General features: G+C 61.1%; 14 protein-coding genes and 1 pseudogene. 10 read left to right on the forward strand and 5 right to left on the reverse strand.

Translation table 11 applies throughout. The annotated features are described in order from the left end of the window. Positions 1-57: 57 nt before the first annotated feature. Together N3C12_08385 and N3C12_08390 are read right to left on the reverse strand one after the other, a co-directional pair. A complete protein-coding gene (locus tag N3C12_08385; protein MCX8072454.1) occupies positions 58-1,881 on the reverse strand; it encodes an AMP-binding protein in 1,824 nt (607 codons plus the stop codon). Continuing rightward, entirely contained in the window at positions 1,871-2,551 is a 681-nt protein-coding gene (locus N3C12_08390) for a hypothetical protein (GenBank protein MCX8072455.1), read from the reverse strand. Before N3C12_08390 ends, N3C12_08385 begins: the two co-directional genes overlap by 11 nt. Positions 2,552-2,826: 275 nt before the next feature. Here N3C12_08390 and N3C12_08395 point away from each other — a divergent pair, with 275 nt between their 5' ends. From N3C12_08395 to N3C12_08405, 3 genes are read left to right on the forward strand one after another with little or no spacing between them, the layout of a single operon-like run. Next, positions 2,827-3,087, forward strand: a complete 261-nt coding sequence (locus tag N3C12_08395) for a hypothetical protein (GenBank protein ID MCX8072456.1) — start codon at positions 2,827-2,829, stop codon at positions 3,085-3,087. 12 nt (positions 3,088-3,099) lie between these two features. After that, entirely contained in the window at positions 3,100-3,975 is an 876-nt protein-coding gene (locus tag N3C12_08400) for a DUF692 domain-containing protein (protein MCX8072457.1), read from the forward strand. Next, entirely contained in the window at positions 3,938-4,765 is an 828-nt protein-coding gene (locus N3C12_08405) for a DNA-binding domain-containing protein (GenBank protein ID MCX8072458.1), read from the forward strand. Before N3C12_08400 ends, N3C12_08405 begins: the two co-directional genes overlap by 38 nt. Here N3C12_08405 and N3C12_08410 read toward each other — a convergent pair. After that, positions 4,743-4,943: a dodecin family protein gene (locus tag N3C12_08410; protein MCX8072459.1), complete on the reverse strand. Its 201-nt coding sequence runs from the start codon at positions 4,941-4,943 to the stop codon at positions 4,743-4,745. The genes N3C12_08405 and N3C12_08410 overlap by 23 nt on opposite strands. A gap of 192 nt (positions 4,944-5,135) precedes the next feature. On the opposite strand from N3C12_08410, the gene N3C12_08415 reads away from it, so the two are divergent. Together N3C12_08415 and N3C12_08420 are read left to right on the forward strand one after the other, a co-directional pair. Then, the gene (locus tag N3C12_08415) at positions 5,136-5,582 is read left to right on the forward strand and encodes a Zn-ribbon domain-containing OB-fold protein (protein ID MCX8072460.1); all 447 of its coding nucleotides are present in this window, start codon (positions 5,136-5,138) and stop codon (positions 5,580-5,582) included. 14 nt (positions 5,583-5,596) lie between these two features. Further along, positions 5,597-6,751 (forward strand): annotated as a pseudogene (locus N3C12_08420) (thiolase family protein). A gap of 227 nt (positions 6,752-6,978) precedes the next feature. On the opposite strand, the gene N3C12_08425 reads toward N3C12_08420, so the two are convergent. Continuing rightward, positions 6,979-9,264 (reverse strand): alpha-glucosidase, encoded by a 2,286-nt coding sequence (locus N3C12_08425; GenBank protein MCX8072461.1) that lies wholly within the window; start codon positions 9,262-9,264, stop codon positions 6,979-6,981. 84 nt (positions 9,265-9,348) lie between these two features. Here N3C12_08425 and N3C12_08430 point away from each other — a divergent pair, with 84 nt between their 5' ends. The 5 genes from N3C12_08430 (at position 9,349) to N3C12_08450 (ending at position 17,061) form a co-directional block, all read left to right on the forward strand. After that, positions 9,349-10,194, forward strand: a complete 846-nt coding sequence (locus N3C12_08430) for an energy transducer TonB (protein MCX8072462.1) — start codon at positions 9,349-9,351, stop codon at positions 10,192-10,194. 146 nt (positions 10,195-10,340) lie between these two features. Continuing rightward, on the forward strand, positions 10,341-12,995 hold the full coding sequence (locus N3C12_08435; GenBank protein MCX8072463.1) for a valine--tRNA ligase: 2,655 nt from the start codon (positions 10,341-10,343) through the stop codon (positions 12,993-12,995). A gap of 199 nt (positions 12,996-13,194) precedes the next feature. Beyond that, entirely contained in the window at positions 13,195-15,018 is a 1,824-nt protein-coding gene (locus N3C12_08440) for an AMP-binding protein (protein MCX8072464.1), read from the forward strand. A gap of 54 nt (positions 15,019-15,072) precedes the next feature. After that, complete coding sequence (locus tag N3C12_08445) at positions 15,073-16,041, forward strand: LLM class flavin-dependent oxidoreductase (protein MCX8072465.1); 969 nt, start codon at positions 15,073-15,075, stop codon at positions 16,039-16,041. Continuing rightward, entirely contained in the window at positions 16,042-17,061 is a 1,020-nt protein-coding gene (locus N3C12_08450; protein ID MCX8072466.1) for a DUF2804 domain-containing protein, read from the forward strand. It abuts the gene before it with no gap. Between the two features lie 193 nt (positions 17,062-17,254). On the opposite strand, the gene N3C12_08455 is transcribed toward N3C12_08450, so the two are convergent. Beyond that, positions 17,255-17,644 carry a nuclear transport factor 2 family protein gene (locus tag N3C12_08455; GenBank protein ID MCX8072467.1) on the reverse strand — a complete coding sequence of 130 codons (390 nt, stop codon included), beginning with the start codon at positions 17,642-17,644 and terminating at the stop codon, positions 17,255-17,257. Positions 17,645-17,811: the final 167 nt, after the last annotated feature.

Below are 17,811 nucleotides of genomic sequence, written 5' to 3' on the forward strand. Positions count from 1 at the left end.
AACGTCAGGATGACACTGAGGACCGCGCACCACGGGCCCCTGGCCCGCCACGGCGGCCTAGCCGCTGTACATTTGCTCGATGAGGCTAGCGTATTTCTCATGCACAACTCGCCGCTTCATTTTCATCGTCGGGGTGAGTTCGCCGGAGTCCACCGTCCACTCCTGCGGCACGATGGTGAACTTCTTGATGCGTTCCACCTGGCTGAGACTTTGGTTCACTTCGTCGATGTACCCCTGCACGACGCTTTGCACCTTCGGATGCTGAGCGAGCACGCTCAAGTCGGCTGGCAGATCATTTTGCTGGGCCCAGGCGAGGGTGGTCTCGGGATCGAGGACAATGAGTGCGGACACAAACGGCCGCCGGTCACCAATCACGCACGCTTGCCCGATCAGCGGCTTCTGCTTGAGCATGTTTTCGATATTGGACGGTGCGATGTTCTTACCGCCCGCAGTGATGATGATTTCCTTTTTCCGGTCGACGATGCGGATGTAACCTTGCTCGTCGATCGTGGCGATGTCACCGGAGTGCAGCCACCCGTCCTCATCGAAGGTTTGCCGGGTGAGCTCCGGATCTTTGTAGTAGCCCGCAGTTACGTTGCCACCGCGCACGAGGAGTTCCCCGTCGTCGGCAAGTTTGACCTCGACTCCCGGTATCGCCTGGCCCACAGTGCCGATCTTGATGGCGCCAGGACGGTTCCAAGAGGTCGGACCCGTATCCTCCGACTGGCCGTACACTTCCGCAATCGGCACACCGATCGCGCAAAACCACTCAATCAGTTCCGGGGCAATCGGAGCTGCCCCGCTACTGGCAATCTTGATTGCGTCGAGCCCGACGCGCTCGCGGATCATGGCGGTGATGAAGGCGGTGTTTTGCACCTGCTCGGCCAATTCGGCAGGGACCGGTTCGCCTTTCTGTTCGAGGCGAATTTTCTGCAGGTTTACTTCGATGGCGTGCTTGACCATCGACCGCTGCGGCTCGTCGAGCTTCTCAATGGCAGCAACGAGTCCCGCGTGCAGTTTCTCCCAGATCCGTGGGACTGCAAAAAAGAACTCCGGGCGGACTTCACGCAAGTACTCAGCAATTTGTTGGGGGTTCGGGCAGAAGTAGCAGGTGGAGGCGCTTTTCAGGTGCAGGTAATAGCCAGCCATGCGCTCCGCGATGTGCGCCAATGGCAAGTAGGAAATGTGGCGCATGCCCGGGGTACGGGGGAACAGCCGGTCGAGGGACTCAGCCGTCCAACATACATTATAGTGCGTCACCATCACGCCTTTGGGGGGACCGGTTGTACCCGAGGTGTAGATCAAGGTTGCGAGGTGCTCGGGTTTCACTGCTTTCGCGCGCGTCTCGACCTCGGCGAGCGTTTGGGAGTCCGCACGTGCCTCTAGTTGGGAGAGCGTGACCACACCAGCTTCGCCCGCCAAACTCTCCCCCTGGTCGATCACCACAATGTGCCGGAGCTTGGGAAGCTGGGAGCGGATGCACGCCACCTTGCGGTACACGTCCGGATTCTCCGCCACAAAGACCACGGCCTCGCAGTGGTTGAGGATGTACTCGATTTGTGGAGGAGCGAGCGTGCTGTAGACCGTGACCGGAATCGTCCCGGCATGCAGGGCGGCAAGATCGATCAAGTAATGCTCCGGGCGATTGGAAGCCAAGATGCCGAGAAATTCTCCGGGCTTGACCCCCAGTTTGATCAGGCCCGCAGCGAGTGCACGCACACGCTTGCCGTAGTCGCGCCAGTTGAGAGCATGCCAAGCCCCGTCTGCCTTCCACTTGAGAGCGTCGAGCTCCGGGTAGCTCTCCACGGCGTTCTGAAATAACGTGCAGACGGTTTGTCCTGCGACTTTCCGGTCGATATCCGCGCGTTCATTAAGGCTCATCCAGACGGTCCCTCCACGTTTTGCGAAAATGTGCGAGGGAACTTAACCGCAAGGGCTTATGGGCGGCAATAGGTTGGGGGAGGAGGCCGTCTCTTTGCAAGTCCGCCACCACGGTGCCCGCAAGTTCCGCAAGCAAACGTTGATCGGCGTACACCGGGTCTTGCCGTGGGAGGAGAAGCGAGGGGAGCCAATGCCAAATTGTGATGCGCTCGCGGTACGTGTATGCGTGCTCCCTCCCTTCTACGCTTTCCGCTTGTACAGCGACCTCGAGCGTAGTTGATTCCCGGAGGGGGATGATGCCGATGCTCATTCCAAAGAGCACAGCGTTGGCGAGCATGGCAGCCGTTGAAGGCGGGGCCCCGCGGTTCAGGCGGACGGTTAGAGCGAGATGCCTTCCCTCCGTCGCTCCCGGGTCGACTACGATTGCTCCCGCGTCTTGGAGCGCCGTAACAAGGGCGGCACGCAAACGGCCATGCTGCGGATCGCGGCGGTGGCCCGCACCGCCCGACTCAAAGGACAACCACACAACCGGACTTGTGCGACTGAGCTGGCCGGGTGTAGGCTGGCGCACTGCCAACCAACCCGAACGGTGCACGTAACACCCTGAGACGGAGAAAGTCCCGCCGATAAGCAGCACTGCCAGCCACGCGCGTGACCGATGACTCTGCATATGCCCTCCTCGGCCGTTGTGTGTCTTCAGCTTAAACAATGCGCGGTGGCCGATGGCAAGCAGAGCTTCCAACCTCTCATCCGGCCCGAAGTGGTCGCCGCCGGGAGATGGTACTCGTGGTCCGCGCCGCTCGGAGCGATCGATCGGGATCGGGGACGGTTGAAGAACACGGGCGTTGTAAGCAGGGCGGGGGTCACGCGACCAATGATTGCCTCACCCTCGGCGTGAGAGTAAGGTGCGGATGCTCCGTAGAAGACGAGGAGGGAACGAGAACGATGAAGGGCGCAAAGGGTCTGGCGATTGCGGCTGCCGCAGCGGCGTTGTTTGCTTCCAAAGCTTTAAGTGCGGGAACTCACGAAGGTGCGGCTGAAGCGAAGAAAGTGAAGTGCGAGGGTGTGAACGAGTGCAAGGGGAAGGGCGAGTGTGGTGGTGCCACCCACGACTGCGCGGGCAAGAACGAGTGCAAGGGTAAAGGCTGGGTGGAAATTTCGGCCGAAGAGTGCAAGGCCAAGGGTGGCAAGATCAAGCAGGACTGAACACGTGCTAGCATTCTTGCGGCCGGGGCTGCCTTGGGGTTTTTGGGTTTTGGCGTCGGTTTGCGGCCGAAGCATTATCCGGAAATTCTCGGTCACTGGCCTAAAGTAGATTGGTTCGAGGTGATCACCGAAAATTTCCTGGTCGCGGGCGGCCGCCCGCGGCGGGTTTTGGAGCAGGTGCGAGCCCACTACCCGCTAGTGCTGCATGGTGTGTCCTTGTCGGTGGGCTCGGCGGATCCGCTGAACTTCGACTACCTCCGACAGGTGCGCGATCTCGCCAGGCGGATTGAGCCTGAATGGCTTTCGGATCATCTGTGCTGGACAGGCGTCGGCGGTGTGAATCTCCACGATTTACTTCCCTTGCCTTACACCGAAGAAAGCTTGCGGCACGTGGTCACTCGCATCCAACAGGTGCAAGACTTCTTGGGGCGGCAAATCTTGCTCGAAAACGTGTCTTCTTACTTGGAGTTCGCGCATTCGACGATGAGCGAGGCCGAATTTGTGGCCGCGGTGGCCAGCCAAGCGGACTGTGGCATCCTGCTCGATGTGAACAACCTGTACGTCAACGCGTTCAATCACGGGTTCGATGCCCTCGAATATCTGTCGGCCTTGCCCGCGAAGCGGGTGCGGCAAATCCATTTGGCCGGGTATGCCGACCGCGGAACGTTCCTGCACGACACCCACGACCACCCGGTGTGGCCCGCCGTGTGGGATTTGTACCGTGAGGCCATTGCCCGCTTTGGGGCAGTTGCAACGTTGATCGAGTGGGACGCTGCCTTGCCCCCGCTTGCCACCGTACTGGCTGAGGCGGAGCGAGCGCGGGCGATAGCGCAGGAAGTGTTGGGTCGCGGTGGTCGAGCTCAAGCGTGTGCAGTGGTTGCTCAGTGAGCTCATCCGCGCGCCGGAGGGAGTGGCCCCGGCCGTGGCTGGGCTCTCGCCGGACGCGCGAGCCTTATGGGAGGGGCTTGTGCGGCCCTACGGCCAGCTCGACGCAGTGGCGCGGCTCGACATTTACGCCAACATGTACTTCTTCCGCATCCGCGATGCTGTGGCGGATGATTTCCCGACCCTGCGTGCCACGATCGGAGCGGAGCGGTTTCACAACCTCATGACCGACTACTTGCTCGAACACCCCTCACGCTCGTTTACGTTGCGCGATGTCGGTCGAGCGCTGCCTGCGTTTTTGCGCCAGCACTCGTTGTTGCACGAGTGGCCCTGGCTTGCGGATTTGGCGGAGCTCGAGTGGGCGGTGGTCGAAGCGTTTGACGCAGCCGATCGTCCGCCGGCTGGTGAGGCTGAATTGGCGCGGGTTCCGGCTGAAGTATGGGGGCAGTGCACCCTGCTCTGGCACCCCTCGCTGCGCGTCCTGGCCTGTGGCTACCCGGTGCACCTCCCGTGGCAACGCTGGCAGAACGACGAAGAACCGGGGGAGGTCTCCGCAGCACAGACGTGGCTTCGTATCTGGCGGCGAGATGAGCGTGTGTTCGTAACTGCGGTGAGCCAGGAAGAGGCCCACATCCTTAAAGAGCAAGAGAGCCTCGGCGCTTTGGCCGAACGGCTAGCGGCGCAGTGGGGCGAAGAGGCTGTGGCGCAACGACTGGCAACGTGGCTCGCGGAGTGGGTGCAGGCGGGAATTGTTTGTGGCTTAGAGCCGCTCAAGTGTCGAGCACAAACGTGAGATTCATCGAGACGCGGTACTCTTTGATCTTGTTCTTCTCGATCTTTGCCTGAATCCGGGTAACCTCGGCGGCAGTGACTCCGCGCAGGGTTTTCGTTGCGCGCTTGACGCCTTCTTCAATAGCCTTTTCGATTGTTTTGGCCGAAGCCACAATTTCCGTCACCCGTGCCGTTGCCATCGCCGCTCCTCCTTTTTGTGCTACGCGGTCGCATGCTATCCCGGCGTCGGCCAGCGTGACAAGGGCGTTTGCGCCGAGGGTCTGCGGTCGCTTTGGCACGAGCGGTCAGCTCTACTTGACCGACGTGTGCAACCATGAACAATGCGGGCGCAGTCGCGAGAGCAACATCTTAAATGGAGGATGCGCGAACTAATGGCAAACGCAGCTCAGGAAACCACAGCTCGCCCTCGGCGGCGGCCAATTGTGCCGTTCTTGCGTTTGGGGGAAGGCGAGGAACAGCCCTATTTGGTGGCTCGCAAGTGCAACAATTGTGGTGCGCTGTATTGGGGCAACCGCGTCGCTTGCGCCCGCTGCCGGCAAGCCGCGGGGTTCAGCGAAGTGCGGGTGAGTAACCGGGGAACGTTGTGGACGTATTCGATCGTGCACCAGTCGATGCCTGGCATCCCGGTGCCTTATGTTGCGGCGATTGTCGACTTGCCAGAAGGTATCTCTGTGCGTTGCACGTTGGTTGACGTGGAGCCGGATCCGGCCAAGCTCCAGTTTGGCATGCCTGTGGAGATGATCACTCGGAAGGTACGGGAAGACAAAGAGGGCAACGATGTCATCGCCTTCTTCTTCCGGCCCGCAACCAATGGTTAGAAGGTTCAGAGAGGCACGAAGAGGAGAACAGAACGACGATGCGTGACGTGTATGTGCTCGGTGTAGGAATGATCAAGTTTGGGCGTTATCCCGACCGCGACGTGGCGGAGCTTGCCGCCGAAGCGGCTCTGCTCGCCTTGCGCGACGCCGATCTCACGATCGACGACGTGCAACTGCTGGCCTCGGGGAATTTGTTTCAAGCGCATGCTATGGTGGGCCAGCGCATCCTGCAGCAAATTGGCCAAACCGGAATTCCGGTCATTAACGTCTCGAATGCCTGCGCTACCGGCTCCACGGCATTTCGTGAAGCGTATTTGGCCGTACGAAGTGGAGAGTACGACATCGCGCTTGCAGTGGGCTCGGAACAAATGGGAAAGGCCGGGCTGTTGGGTGCGGGAGAGCGGCGCGAGTCGGTCGAGGGCATTCTCGGTAGTGGTCTGATGCCCGCGGTGTTCGGCCAGGCGGGTGTGGAGCACATGCGTCAGTACGGCACCAAAGTGGAACATTTCGCCAAGATCTCGGTGAAGAACCACAGGCACTCTGTGAAGAACCCGCTGTCGCAGTATCAGGTCGAGGTGAGCTTGGAGGACGTGCTCAACGCTCGAATGGTGGCTTACCCGAACACCCTATACATGTGTTGCCCCACGGGTGATGGTGCGGCAGCGGCGGTGTTGGTGTCGGAGGACATCAAAAAGAAGTCGAATCGCAAGGCGGTGAAGGTGGCGTGCTCGGTGCTCACCTCCGATCCGTGGACGGAGCGCGATCTGACCTTGCCCGACGTGAACACTCTAACCCGCAACGCGGCACGCCAGGCGTATGAGAAGTCCGGCATTGGCCCGAAGGATTTGGACTTGGTCGAGCTGCACGATTGCTTCGCTACGGCGGAACTCCTCCATTACGAGAACTTGGGATTGTGTGCCGAAGGAGAAGCAGGGCGTGCGGTCGACGAAGGTTGGTTCGAATGGGGTGGTCGCTTGCCAGTGAACGTGAGCGGCGGGCTCTTGTCCAAGGGGCACCCCCTCGGTGCAACCGGAGTGGCAAACATTTACGAGATTGTCACGCACCTGCGTGGTGAGGCCGGAGAACGACAGGTGGAGGGAGCAAAGGTCGGCCTGGCGCATGTGATCGGCCTAGGCTCTGCCTGCACGATTCACATATTTACTGTCTAGGCGGCGAGACTTCCGCGGGCATCCGGGGCTATCGCAGGCGCCGCTCCTAAGCAGGGTGGTGCCCGGCCGCAGGTCTTCAGGCGCGGCCCACGCGGCGGGTGCAACGGCGCGCTGCAGACGATGATTCGACGGGTAGGTGCCGTTCGTTCCCTTTCCGGCTTGGGCAGCGCGGGTAACCGCAGGAACGTTGAGTAGACCCACGCGCGTTGGGGCGCGAGTACCGTCCCTCACCGTGGCCCGGAGGTGTGGGGCGCACGGTCGTTCCGCACGAAGGCTTGCAACTCCGTGCCCACGGGCGAACCCTCGCGGAAGAACACCGCGGGTTGACCGATGGGAGCGGGAACGACGAGATCTTTCGGACCCACATGTGTGACGCCCGACCAAAGGTGGATCCACGAACCCGCGGGTAGGTAGACGGGAACTTCCTCTTGGCCAGGATCGAGAACGGGAGCAACGAGCAAGTCTGGCCCCACGAGAAATTCCTGGAAGGTGATCTTCCTCACGCGCGGGTCTTCGGGATAGTGCAGGAACAGGTGACGAACTACGGGTGACCCGCGTTCCGCTGCCTCGCGAACGAGGCGTTCTCGATATTGCTGCCAGCTTGCAAACAGGCGAGCAAAGTAAGCGAACCAATCTAGCGTGTTGGGGTCGGAGTAAAACTGATGGTTGGCCTCCGGCAAATTGCCCTCGTGCGTACGGAACACCACTTGAAAGGCGGCGAGTTCCAGCCAGCGCAAGAGTAACTCGCGGCTGCGGCGGTAGCGGAGCAGTGGGCGGTCGATGGTTGTGTACCCCCCGATGTCCCCGTGATTGAAGGCGAAGCCGGAAAGACCAGAGGAAAGTAGACCCGTGACGGCACTCTTGATGCCGTCGTGGGAATCCCACGTTACCATTTGATCTCCGAGCCAAAACAGGGTGGCGAAGCGCGGGCTTTGGGTAAAACCTGAGCGCATGAAAAACAGGCCTTCGTTGCCGAGAGCGCTGCGGTCGAGAGCATCGAGGTTCACCTCCGCCCAAAGCACCGGGTACTGATTGTGCAGGGCGGATGCATCACCGTTTGCGAGCTGGGCATCGAAGGGGAGTCCCTCGCCAAAGTCGGCCATCCAACCAGAAATGCCGATGGCGACGAGATTCTGTTGAACGACGTCGATGAACCACTCGCGGGCCGCGGGCTGGGTCCAATCTAAAAGTCCGGCAGAAAACGTAGTGTTCTTGATCAGGTACGGCTGGCCATCGCGCTGGCGAACGAGGAAACCGGCGTGGGCAGCTTCGCGAAACAAGTTCTGCCGGTGGTTGGGCTTCTCTGCCACATCGACGAGGAAGGGGTTCAGGTAGGTGAGCATACGGATGCCGTCTCCGCTGAGGTCGGCAACGAGCGCCTCCCACTCCGGATAACGGTCGCGATCGAGTTCCCAGTTCCACCAAAGCTGCTTTCCGAAAGCAGTGGTGCGCTGGCCCACCCAGTCCTGTAACCAAAATGCAGCCACGGGTGTATGGCGCTCTTTGAGCTGTTCCCACACCTGGCGCACGGCTGTGGTTCCGCCTTGCATGCCGACGATGGCCCCTTTGAGTACCCAGGAGGGGAGCGCGCGCATCCGACCGGCAACCGAAGTGTGCGCAGCGATAAGTTCTAGAGGTGTGGCGCCCGCGTAGAGGTGCCCGCGGAGACTGCTGGACCAAACTTCCACATCGACTCGCTCGGGGTTGCGCAAGTCGAAGGTGGCATACTCGGTATTGTTCAGTGCGAGAGAGCGGAGTTTCGAGGTGATGTAATGCGGAACAGGTGCATAGGTAGTGTGCCAGCTCCCCCCGGCGCCGGCGATGAGGTCGAGCACCGCCGTTACGGGTTGCGCTCCGCGGCCGATCCCTTGCTCGCTGACAACGATCGGAACGCGGTGGCCCTTGAAGTCGAAGTAGGTGAATTGTTCGCCAAACCCAAAGATCCGCTCGTCGGGTTCGGAGGCGAAGGACAAGCGCACGCGGTTGTAAGCGGGATTTTGGATGCGCGCCTCAATGGCGAGGACGTTGTCGTCGCGCACGGTCAACGTGAAGGAGTAGCCGACGGAATTGCCCGGGCAGTGTAGCACCCCAAGGATTTGATACTCTTGCGCAGTGGCTCGGATAGCTTGAATCGCCTGGTCTAGGCATAACTCGTGTACCGCCTGATCGAGGGTGAACAAACTGCGCTGCTCGCGTACGCGTCCCGTTGCCTTGGCGGCGGTTACAAATGGGCGACCAGGCAAGGTGTGCCAGAGAGTTTGATTGCGGCTGGGCTGCGTGATGGTGAGCGCCGCGTCGTTCCAAGTTGAGCCGGCCCAGCGGATGGACCAGCGGCCGAGCGCAATCGGAGCGGGCGGGAACTCCGCGCCAGAAGCCGTAAGGCGCCCCTCGCGCCCGCACGCAGGGGCGCCGATGAGGAAGGGTAGCAGTGCAAGGAGTGGGTAAAGCTTCGGGCGAGTGGGGGGAGAGGAGGTCGCAGAGCTGCGCCGCCTTTGGGGAATTCTCGTTGTCATGACGCAGCCATTTACATGAATTCGAATACCGATTGCTGCCCTTGACCGGCGCGCAACGGGGTCGTTAGGCAGCTTGAGCTCACTATGAATCTTGCGTGCAAGGGGCCGCCTGAGTTGTTCGGGTTTCCGCGGCACCGGTGGCTGGATTACGGGCCGTGGCTTGCGGCCGCGATGGTCTCGCACGCAATACTGGTGTGGGCCTTGTCGCACATACCTGTGCAGGTGTTGCCGTTGGTGGGCGAGCCACCATTGCGGGTGACCATTGTCGGGCTGCGTTCCGGTGGAGGCGCGCCCCCCGGAGGGCCCGCTGCGGAACATCGAGAAGAAGCTGGTATGGGAGCAATGCGGTCGTCGCCCGACGCGGGTGAACAACCGCCTGCAGATCCGGCGCCTCAGCGAAATCACCAACCGAAGGTTCGAAGGCCGGCGCCAGCGCGCAACCAAAGGGCGAAGGTAGCCGAGGCAAACACGGAGCGGAGCGCAACCCGTTCGGTGGTCCCGAACAAAGCCGAGGACGACCTGGGTTCCCACTTGGGGGCGAGCGAAGGGTCGGGCGGTGCTGGCGCGAATGCTGCGGGAGGCAAGGGGGAAGGAAACGGCGGCAGTGGTGCAGCCGGGGGAATGGGGGGGCGAGGCGGAGTCGCTGGGACCGGAGTGGGCGATGCCCGTGCGTACTGCCTGCGTTGTCCGCCGCCTGTGTACCCCGTGATGGCGCGGCAGCGCAATTGGAGTGGAGTGGTGCGCGTGTGGCTGGAGCTAGCGGGAGACGGAACGGTGCGCACAGCGCGGGTGGAACAGTCGTCCGGGCATGAGGTTCTTGATCGGGAGGCACTGGCTGCGGCAAAGAACAGCCGATTTCGCTTACCCGCAGACGCGTCGGGCCGCACGACCAGCGGGGTCATCGAGTACCGCTTCGAACTCGTGGAGTAAAGCGGCCGCAATCGGCAGTGGCCGAAGCGAGAAATCTACACGTGTTCGGACGGCCGAACACGTTGCGCCGATAAGGCCTTTGCGTTACCGACTTGGACTCGTTGCGGGTCGGCCCCCGAGGCGGGCTGCCTGGCGCTGTGTTGCGTATGAAGGAGCTCCCGAAAACCTATGACCCCTCGCAAGTCGAGGACAAGTGGTACGCCTTCTGGGAACAACAGGGATACTTTTGGGCTGAGGAAGACCAGCCGGGCCCGCGTTTTAGCATCGTAATCCCACCGCCGAACGTCACCGGTGTGCTCACGATGGGGCACGTCCTGAACAACACCTTGCAAGACATTTTGGTGCGCTACAAGCGCATGGATGGCTTCGTGACCCTGTGGCTTCCGGGAACGGACCATGCCGGAATTGCCACACAGAACGCGGTTGAAAAGCAACTCGCGAAGGAGGGGTTGGATCGGCATCGCCTCGGCCGCGAGGCATTTTTACAGCGCGTTTGGGAGTGGAAGGAAAAATATGGCCGCACCATTTTGCTTCAGCTCCGCAAGCTCGGCGCTTCGTGCGACTGGCGGCGAGAGCGGTTCACCATGGACCCTGGGCTCTCTGCTGCCGTGCGCGAGGTGTTCGTGCGCTTGTACGAAAAAGGGCTCATTTACCGCGGCCAGCGAATCATCCACTGGTGCGTTCGTTGCCACACCGCGCTGTCTGACGAAGAGGCGATTACCGTAGAGGGTGGCGAAGCTGGCTCGCTGTGGCACATCCGCTACCCAGCCGAAGATGGCGGGGAGGGTGTGGTGGTGGCCACGACGCGTCCGGAGACCATGCTCGGCGACGTGGCGGTTGCCGTTCACCCTGACGATGTCCGTTACCGGCACCTCATCGGAAAGCGGGTGGTGCTGCCATTGCTGGAGCGGCCCATTCCCGTGATTGCCGATCCGGCGGTGGATCCGAGCTTCGGCACCGGTGCAGTGAAGGTAACCCCGGCGCACGATGCCGCCGATTTCGAGATTGCGCAGCGCCAGAATTTGCCGCCGTTGGTGGTGATGGATACCGAGGGCAAGATCAACGAGAACGGAGGCCCCTACCGAGGCTTGGAGCGCTTCGCGGCGCGGCGGAAAATCGTGGCCGACCTCAGCGAGCGCGGCTTGCTGGTGAAGGAGGAGCCGTACCGTGTGCCGGTGCGGCGCTGCGAGCGCTGCCAGACGGTGATCGAGCCATATCTATCGACTCAATGGTTCGTGCGCATGAAACCCTTGGCGGGGCCGGCGATCGAAGCGGTGCGGTCGGGCAAGCTGAGGCTCATTCCGGAACGTTGGGTTGGAGTGTACCTCCATTGGTTGGAAAACATCCGTGATTGGTGCATCAGCCGCCAGCTTTGGTGGGGGCACCGAATCCCGGTTTGGTATTGCGCCCAATGCGGCAAGGAGACGGTCGCCCGCACGGACCCGACTGCCTGCGCTCACTGTCGCTCGACGGAGATCGTACAAGATCCCGACGTGCTCGACACTTGGTTTAGTTCTTGGCTGTGGCCGTTTTCGACCATGGGTTGGCCGGAGCGCACGCGGACTCTGGAGCGCTTCTATCCCACGGATGTTCTCGTGACGGGAGCAGACATCATCTTTTTCTGGGTGGCCCGGATGGTCATGGCAGGGTGCGAGTTCATGGGGGAGGTGCCCTTCCGCACGGTGTACTTCAACAGCATCGTGCGCGACCTGCAGGGCCGTAAGATGTCGAAGTCGCTGGGCAATTCCCCAGACCCCTTGGAGGTGATTCAGGAGTTCGGTGCCGATGCGCTGCGCTACACGATCGTGGCTCTGGCGCCTCCCGGTGAGGATGTCCGCTATGCAAAGGAGAAAACCGACCTCGGGCGGCACTTCGCCAATAAGATCTGGAACGCCGCGCGCTTCGTGTTGCGACAGGTGAAGCCGGGGGAGCAGGTGGCTCCGCTTGCGGCCTACCGCTCGCAGGAATTTGCGGTTGCAGACCGTTGGATTCTCTCCCGCCTGCAACAAGTGATCGAAAACACGCGGAGCGCTCTCGATCAGTTCCGCTTCAACGATGCCGCATTAGGAATCTACCAGTTTCTCTGGCACGAGTACTGCGATTGGTACATCGAAATGGCCAAGCTGCCGCTTTCCAACACTGGCTCCGCAGAAGCTCGGCGTACGTGCTCGGTATTGGTGGCGGTGTTGGATCAGGCGTTGCGGCTCCTGCACCCGATCATGCCGTTTGTCACAGAGGAGGTCTGGCAGCATTTGCCGGTCGAGCGACCAGCGGCCAGTATCATGGTGGCGCCATTCCCGCGGGCGGATCAGGCTTGGCGAGATTCTGCCGCCGAGGAGTGCGTTGCGCAAATCCTTGCGGCGGTACGCGGCGTGCGAAATTTGCGTGCGGACCTGGGTCTACCTCCCGGGCAAGCCCTGACGGTACGCCTTCCTGCAAGCGTGTCGCCCGAGATGGAAGCCCTGTTGCGTGCGTATCTCAAAGTGCTGGCACGGGCAGAACGCATCGAACGCATGGAGAAGGGTGAGCACCCAGTGGGGGAACCTTCGGTCATGGTCGATGGGCTCGGCGAGCTATTTCTCCCGGTGCGCGGCCTTGTGGATACCGCCGAGGTGCGGCAGCGCTTGGAACGGGAACTCGGGAAATTGAGAAAAGATTTAGAGCTCGTCGAAAGTAAGTTAGCTCGGGAGGATTTCGTTGCCCGGGCACCGCGCGAAATCGTCGAGAAGGAGCGCGAGAAAGCAACAGCGCTGCGCCAGCGCGCGGAGAATTTGCGGCGGCACCTCGAAGCGCTCGCTTGAGTGCTTACGGCCTCTTCTCCGCGGGACCTTGCGCCTGCGCTCCATTCTGCACGCAGGACTTGAGATATGGCCGAGGGCTGCGCGGGGCAGGCCCGCAGCGAGCCTTTGGGCCCGTGGTTGGCAGCGGTGCATTGACTGAACAGCAGCCTCGCCACTAAAAGCAGCAATTCAAAACTTGCTCCGGGAGGCACACCGACGAATGGCTGAACCATTGATGTTCGATGCACCCACATTCACTGTAAGCGCTCACATCGAAGCCCGTGCTCGTCATCCGGTAACACGGGACAAAGTATTGCTGATGCACCGAGATCGGCGTTGGACGTATCGGCAGTTTCGCAACGAAAGCGTGCGCACTGCGCATTTTTTGCTTCAGCGGCTCGGTAAAATTGACAGTGACCATCCCGGCCACGTTGCCATGTTGCTCGAAAATCACCTCGAGCTGCTCTCACTGTACGGCGGGTGCGCTTATGGTGGCCTGCTGTTGTTCGGTGTGAACACTGGGCTGCGCGGCGAGGTGTTGGCTGGAGTGTTGAATCATGCGCGGGCTCGTGTGCTGGTTGTAGACGAGAAGTTTCTTCCGGAAGTCGAACGAATTCAAAACCAGCTTCGCTATCTTGGGTCTGAAAATATCTTGGTGTTGCGCACGCAAGGCGGCGAGGTGCCTGCCACCCGGGACTATGTGGCGTGTCTCGACCGCGAGGTGGGGCCGAGCGAGCGTGAATTGGATCCGCCGGATGTCGCCGTCTCGCCGGACACGAACCTGATGGTGATTTACACTTCCGGAACCACTGGCTTGCCGAAGGGGATCTTGAACAACCATATGAAGCTTTGTGCGGTCGGCTTCGGCGTCTCTTCGAACCTCGGCCTGACGTATGAGGATGTCGGGTACGGTTGCATGCCCTTGTTCCACTCGAACTCGATGTTCGTCGGCTTTATGCCGGCGTTTTGGGTAGGGGGCAGCATGGGGTTGCGCGAGCGTTTTAGCGCGAGCCAGTTTCTCGATGATATCTTTACGTATGGCTCCACGTTCTGGAATTACGTCGGTGAGCCCGTGCATTATGTGCTGGCGGCAATCGAGAAGCGCTATGGCGGCGACGAAGAGGTGATTGCGCGGGAAGTGACCAACAATCCTCGGAACAAATTGCGCTATGCTGTGGGCAACGGAGCGGCCCCGCCAGACATCGATAAGTTCATGAAGTGGCTCGGGCTCGAAGACATGTTCGAGCTTTACGGCTCCACCGAGGCGGCCATTAGTACGTTCCGGCGAAAAGGGGATCCACGTGGGTGCGTAGGTGAGATTACCGATCCGGCCGTGAAGATCTTGGCGCCAGACGGTAGCGAGTGCGAGCCAGCGCAATTGGGCCCCGACGGGAAGCTCCTCAACTACGACCGAGCTGTGGGAGAAATTTGCCGCGTGGCGCCGGATACTGCGCTGTTCCAAGGTTACTACGACAATCCGCAGGCCAACCAGGAAAAGTACCGCGACGGGGTGTACCACTCCGGCGACTTGGGCCACATACTGATCGTCAATGGGCGGCGGTACTTGTACTTCGATGGCAGGACGGATGACTGGATTCGCAAAGACGGGGAAAATTTCTCGGCCGCGCAAGTAGGCCGCTTGCTGAGCGAGCACCCGGACATCCAACTTGCTGTCGCCTATGGCGTACCTTGCCCAATTTCCGACGAGTTGGTGATGGCGGCAATCAAGCTGCGCGATGGAGCGGAATTCGATCCGCAGGGTTTCTTCAATTGGTGCGAGAAACAGGTCACGCACGGCAGCATGGATCGGAAATGGTTCCCGGACTTTGTCCGGATTGTCGACGATTTTGAATACACGCAGACGCAGAAGGTGTTGGTGCGAAACTACAAGAAGGTTCACTTCGATCTCAATCGCATTCCTGATGCGCGCATTTACTGGCGCCGCCGGGGCGATACGACGTTCCGGCCATTTACTCGCGACGACTACGAGGGCTTACGGCGCGAGTTTGCGGCTCAGGAGAAACTGGAACTGCTCGATCGTTAACAGCGGTGGAACAAACGCCGCGTTCGCGGCGGACTGAGGGAACGGGAGGCAACTATGGCGATCGTCGTCATGCGCTTTGACTTGCGGGTGCCGCCCTTTGCGACCACGGATCACGCCCGGCAATACGCGGCTTGTCTGGAGATGTGCCGTTGGGCGGATGAATTGGGGCTCGACATGTGCGTATTGTCCGAGCACCACGGAGTGGAAGATGGCTTCTTGCCAGCGCCGCTCACATTAGCAGCAGCCATCGCGGGCGCGACGAAACGGTTGCCGATCAATGTTGCCGCACTGTTGGTGCCGCTGCATGATCCGATTCGCTTGGCTGAAGAGTTGGCCGTGTTGGATCTCGTAAGCAGCGGACGAGTCAGCGTGGTTGCTGGCCTTGGTTACCGGCCGGAGGAGTTCGCCATGGCTGGAGTGGATCGCGCCCAGCGGGGCAAGCTGCTGGAAGAAGGGATCCAGGTGTTGCGTCAAGCGTGGACGGGTGAACCCTTCGAGTTCCGCGGCCGCACGGTGCGCGTGACACCTAAGCCCGCCAATCCCATTACGATCTTCTTGGGTGGCTCCACGCCTGCAGCGGCGCGCCGGGCGGCGCGGCTGCGGACGGCGTTTCTCCCCGCCATCGCGGATCCCCAACTGGCGACGATCTACCAAGAGGAATGTGTGCGCGTGGGTTTCGACCAAGGTTTCGTGATGATGCCAGGAGGGCCGGGGTTCGTACATGTTTCGCAGGATCCAGAGCGGGATTGGGAGCGCATCGGACCGCACGCGTTGTACGACGCCACAACCTACGCTGCGTGGCAAACGCCGGATCAGCGCTCGCAGGTGCATGTGCACGGGAGTACGCTCGAAGATGTTCGTCGCTCCGGGGTTTACCAGGTGCTCACCCCGGAAGAGTGCGTGGCGCTTGCACGGGAGCAAGGGCGGCTGGTGTTGCACCCGCTGATGGGAGGGATTGCGCCGGAGTTAGCCTGGGAGAGCCTACGCTTGTTCGAACGCGAAGTGTGGCCGCGGATCCGTTAAATGCGCTTTCTCTGTGATGACCGCGGTGGGGTTCGTTACGGCCGCTTTGAAGAGCCGGTGGAGGAAATCGACTATCGCCGCTGCCGGTTGATCGATGAGTACGATCGCCCCGCTGGACGGTGGCGCCGTTACTTTGGCTTTAAGCAATTCGAATTCCTCGGCGGGGTCAGCGAACAGGTCGTCTTTGGCTGCGCCCTAGTGAATGTGCGTTACGCTGCTTCGGCATTCTTGTATGTATATTGGCCGAGACAAAAGCTCCTCGACGAATTCAGTTTCGTGCGTCCGCTGGCCCTGGGTGTGACCATGGACCAACGCCCCGAGGACGGCCTTGCGGAGTTTGCGAGCGGCGGGGCCAGAATTCGTTTCTCTGCGGGTCGGCTTCCGCGAAGCCGGCAACTGATCGCGGACCTGCCCGGCCGCCTGGTTATCGAGGCCGAGTGGGACGAAGAGAGCCCGCCCACTAAGCCGATGCGCATTTGCACGCGTTCGGGCGCGGCCGGCTGGGTGTTCGCGCGCAAGACTGCGGGTCAGCAAGTACGCGGCACCTTGGAGACCAAAAATGGTCGCGTCGACCTGGCTAGTGTGGGCACGCTCGGTCATCGCGATTGGAGCGCCGGCTACATGCGCCGGGAAACGCATTGGCTATGGGGGTGTTTGGCTGGACGTGCCAACACGGGGGAGGCGATTGGACTCAACATCTCGTGCGGCGTGAACGAAACGAGCTTTACCGAGAACTGTTTCTGGGTCGACGGCCAGCGGGAGGACCTGTGGTTGGTGCACTTCGACTTCGAGCGCACCAATTTCATGCGACCTTGGCGAATGACATCCAACGATGGCCGTTGCCAACTGTCGTTCCAACCCGAGGCATGCCATCGCGAGCGCATGCGTTTGGGGATACTCGGCCTGAACTTTTGCCAACTGATCGGCCGGTACAGCGGGGAGTTAATGCGGGCAAATGGCGACACGCTGCACCTGGAGCGCCAACTCGGATATGCCGAGTGGCAGTATGCTAAGTGGTGACCGTCAGCTAGCTTGCACGCCATCGATCCGAGGTCGGTAATTCGGCACCGGTCATTCCAGGAGCGCCCGCTGCGATTGAGCCAGCCCGCGCAAGGCGAAGTTTTAGGCGAGGGGTAGATTCGCTCCGAGGCCGCGAGGTTCAGCCGTGGCGGCAAGGCGTGGTATGTGCACGGCCGCTTGGCGGCCACTCCCCTCATTGGTTTCCGGTGGAGTCCGGCGCGGTTTGTCGGAGCCACGTTTGCATATCGAAGTAGTCCCGCCACGCCCGGATCTTCCCGTTTTCGATTTCGAAGACCCCGGCAACCGGCAACTCCACGTCTTTGCCGAGGAAGCGAAAGCGGTCGATCCGCTCGGTGAAGACGACATTGTCCTTGCTGGCGAGGTGCAGAATCTCGAATTCGATGGACTCCGCGGGGCCGACAAAAGTCTCGAGGGTGGCTCGGATTGCATCTAAGCCCTGTAAGGGTGGCAGCGGCATGTTGTGGTAGACCGCGTCTGGGTGGAAGAACTCCAGCAGACGATCGATGTTCCGCTCCCGCCACGCTTCACAAAAGGCGACGACAATTTCTTGGCTCGCGCGCATGATTGCCCTCCCAAGCAAACAATCCGCTACCAACGTGTATCACGAGTGTGCTGGTTTTACCTAGGGGGGATGGTAAGCTAGAGAGCAAGCTCCGAACCCTCTCTGCGCCCGACCCCACGCGGCCAGCCGGGTAGTTGGTCCACCTACTGTCAATTCCTCGGCCGCGT

The organism is Candidatus Binatia bacterium (assembly GCA_026415395.1).
GTDB lineage: Bacteria > Desulfobacterota > Binatia > HRBIN30 > HRBIN30 > HRBIN30.

Coding starts and splice junctions, on each gene's coding strand:
- N3C12_08410 (MCX8072459.1), bottom strand. CDS start 4,943: ATGGCAACGGCACGGGTGACGGAAATTGTGGCTTCGGCCAAAACAATC.
- N3C12_08415 (MCX8072460.1), top strand. CDS start 5,136: ATGGCAAACGCAGCTCAGGAAACCACAGCTCGCCCTCGGCGGCGGCCA.
- N3C12_08385 (MCX8072454.1), bottom strand. CDS start 1,881: ATGAGCCTTAATGAACGCGCGGATATCGACCGGAAAGTCGCAGGACAA.
- N3C12_08390 (MCX8072455.1), bottom strand. CDS start 2,551: ATGCAGAGTCATCGGTCACGCGCGTGGCTGGCAGTGCTGCTTATCGGC.
- N3C12_08425 (MCX8072461.1), bottom strand. CDS start 9,264: ATGACAACGAGAATTCCCCAAAGGCGGCGCAGCTCTGCGACCTCCTCT.
- N3C12_08450 (MCX8072466.1), top strand. CDS start 16,042: ATGCGCTTTCTCTGTGATGACCGCGGTGGGGTTCGTTACGGCCGCTTT.
- N3C12_08435 (MCX8072463.1), top strand. CDS start 10,341: ATGAAGGAGCTCCCGAAAACCTATGACCCCTCGCAAGTCGAGGACAAG.
- N3C12_08395 (MCX8072456.1), top strand. CDS start 2,827: ATGAAGGGCGCAAAGGGTCTGGCGATTGCGGCTGCCGCAGCGGCGTTG.
- N3C12_08455 (MCX8072467.1), bottom strand. CDS start 17,644: ATGCGCGCGAGCCAAGAAATTGTCGTCGCCTTTTGTGAAGCGTGGCGG.
- N3C12_08445 (MCX8072465.1), top strand. CDS start 15,073: ATGGCGATCGTCGTCATGCGCTTTGACTTGCGGGTGCCGCCCTTTGCG.
- N3C12_08430 (MCX8072462.1), top strand. CDS start 9,349: ATGAATCTTGCGTGCAAGGGGCCGCCTGAGTTGTTCGGGTTTCCGCGG.
- N3C12_08440 (MCX8072464.1), top strand. CDS start 13,195: ATGGCTGAACCATTGATGTTCGATGCACCCACATTCACTGTAAGCGCT.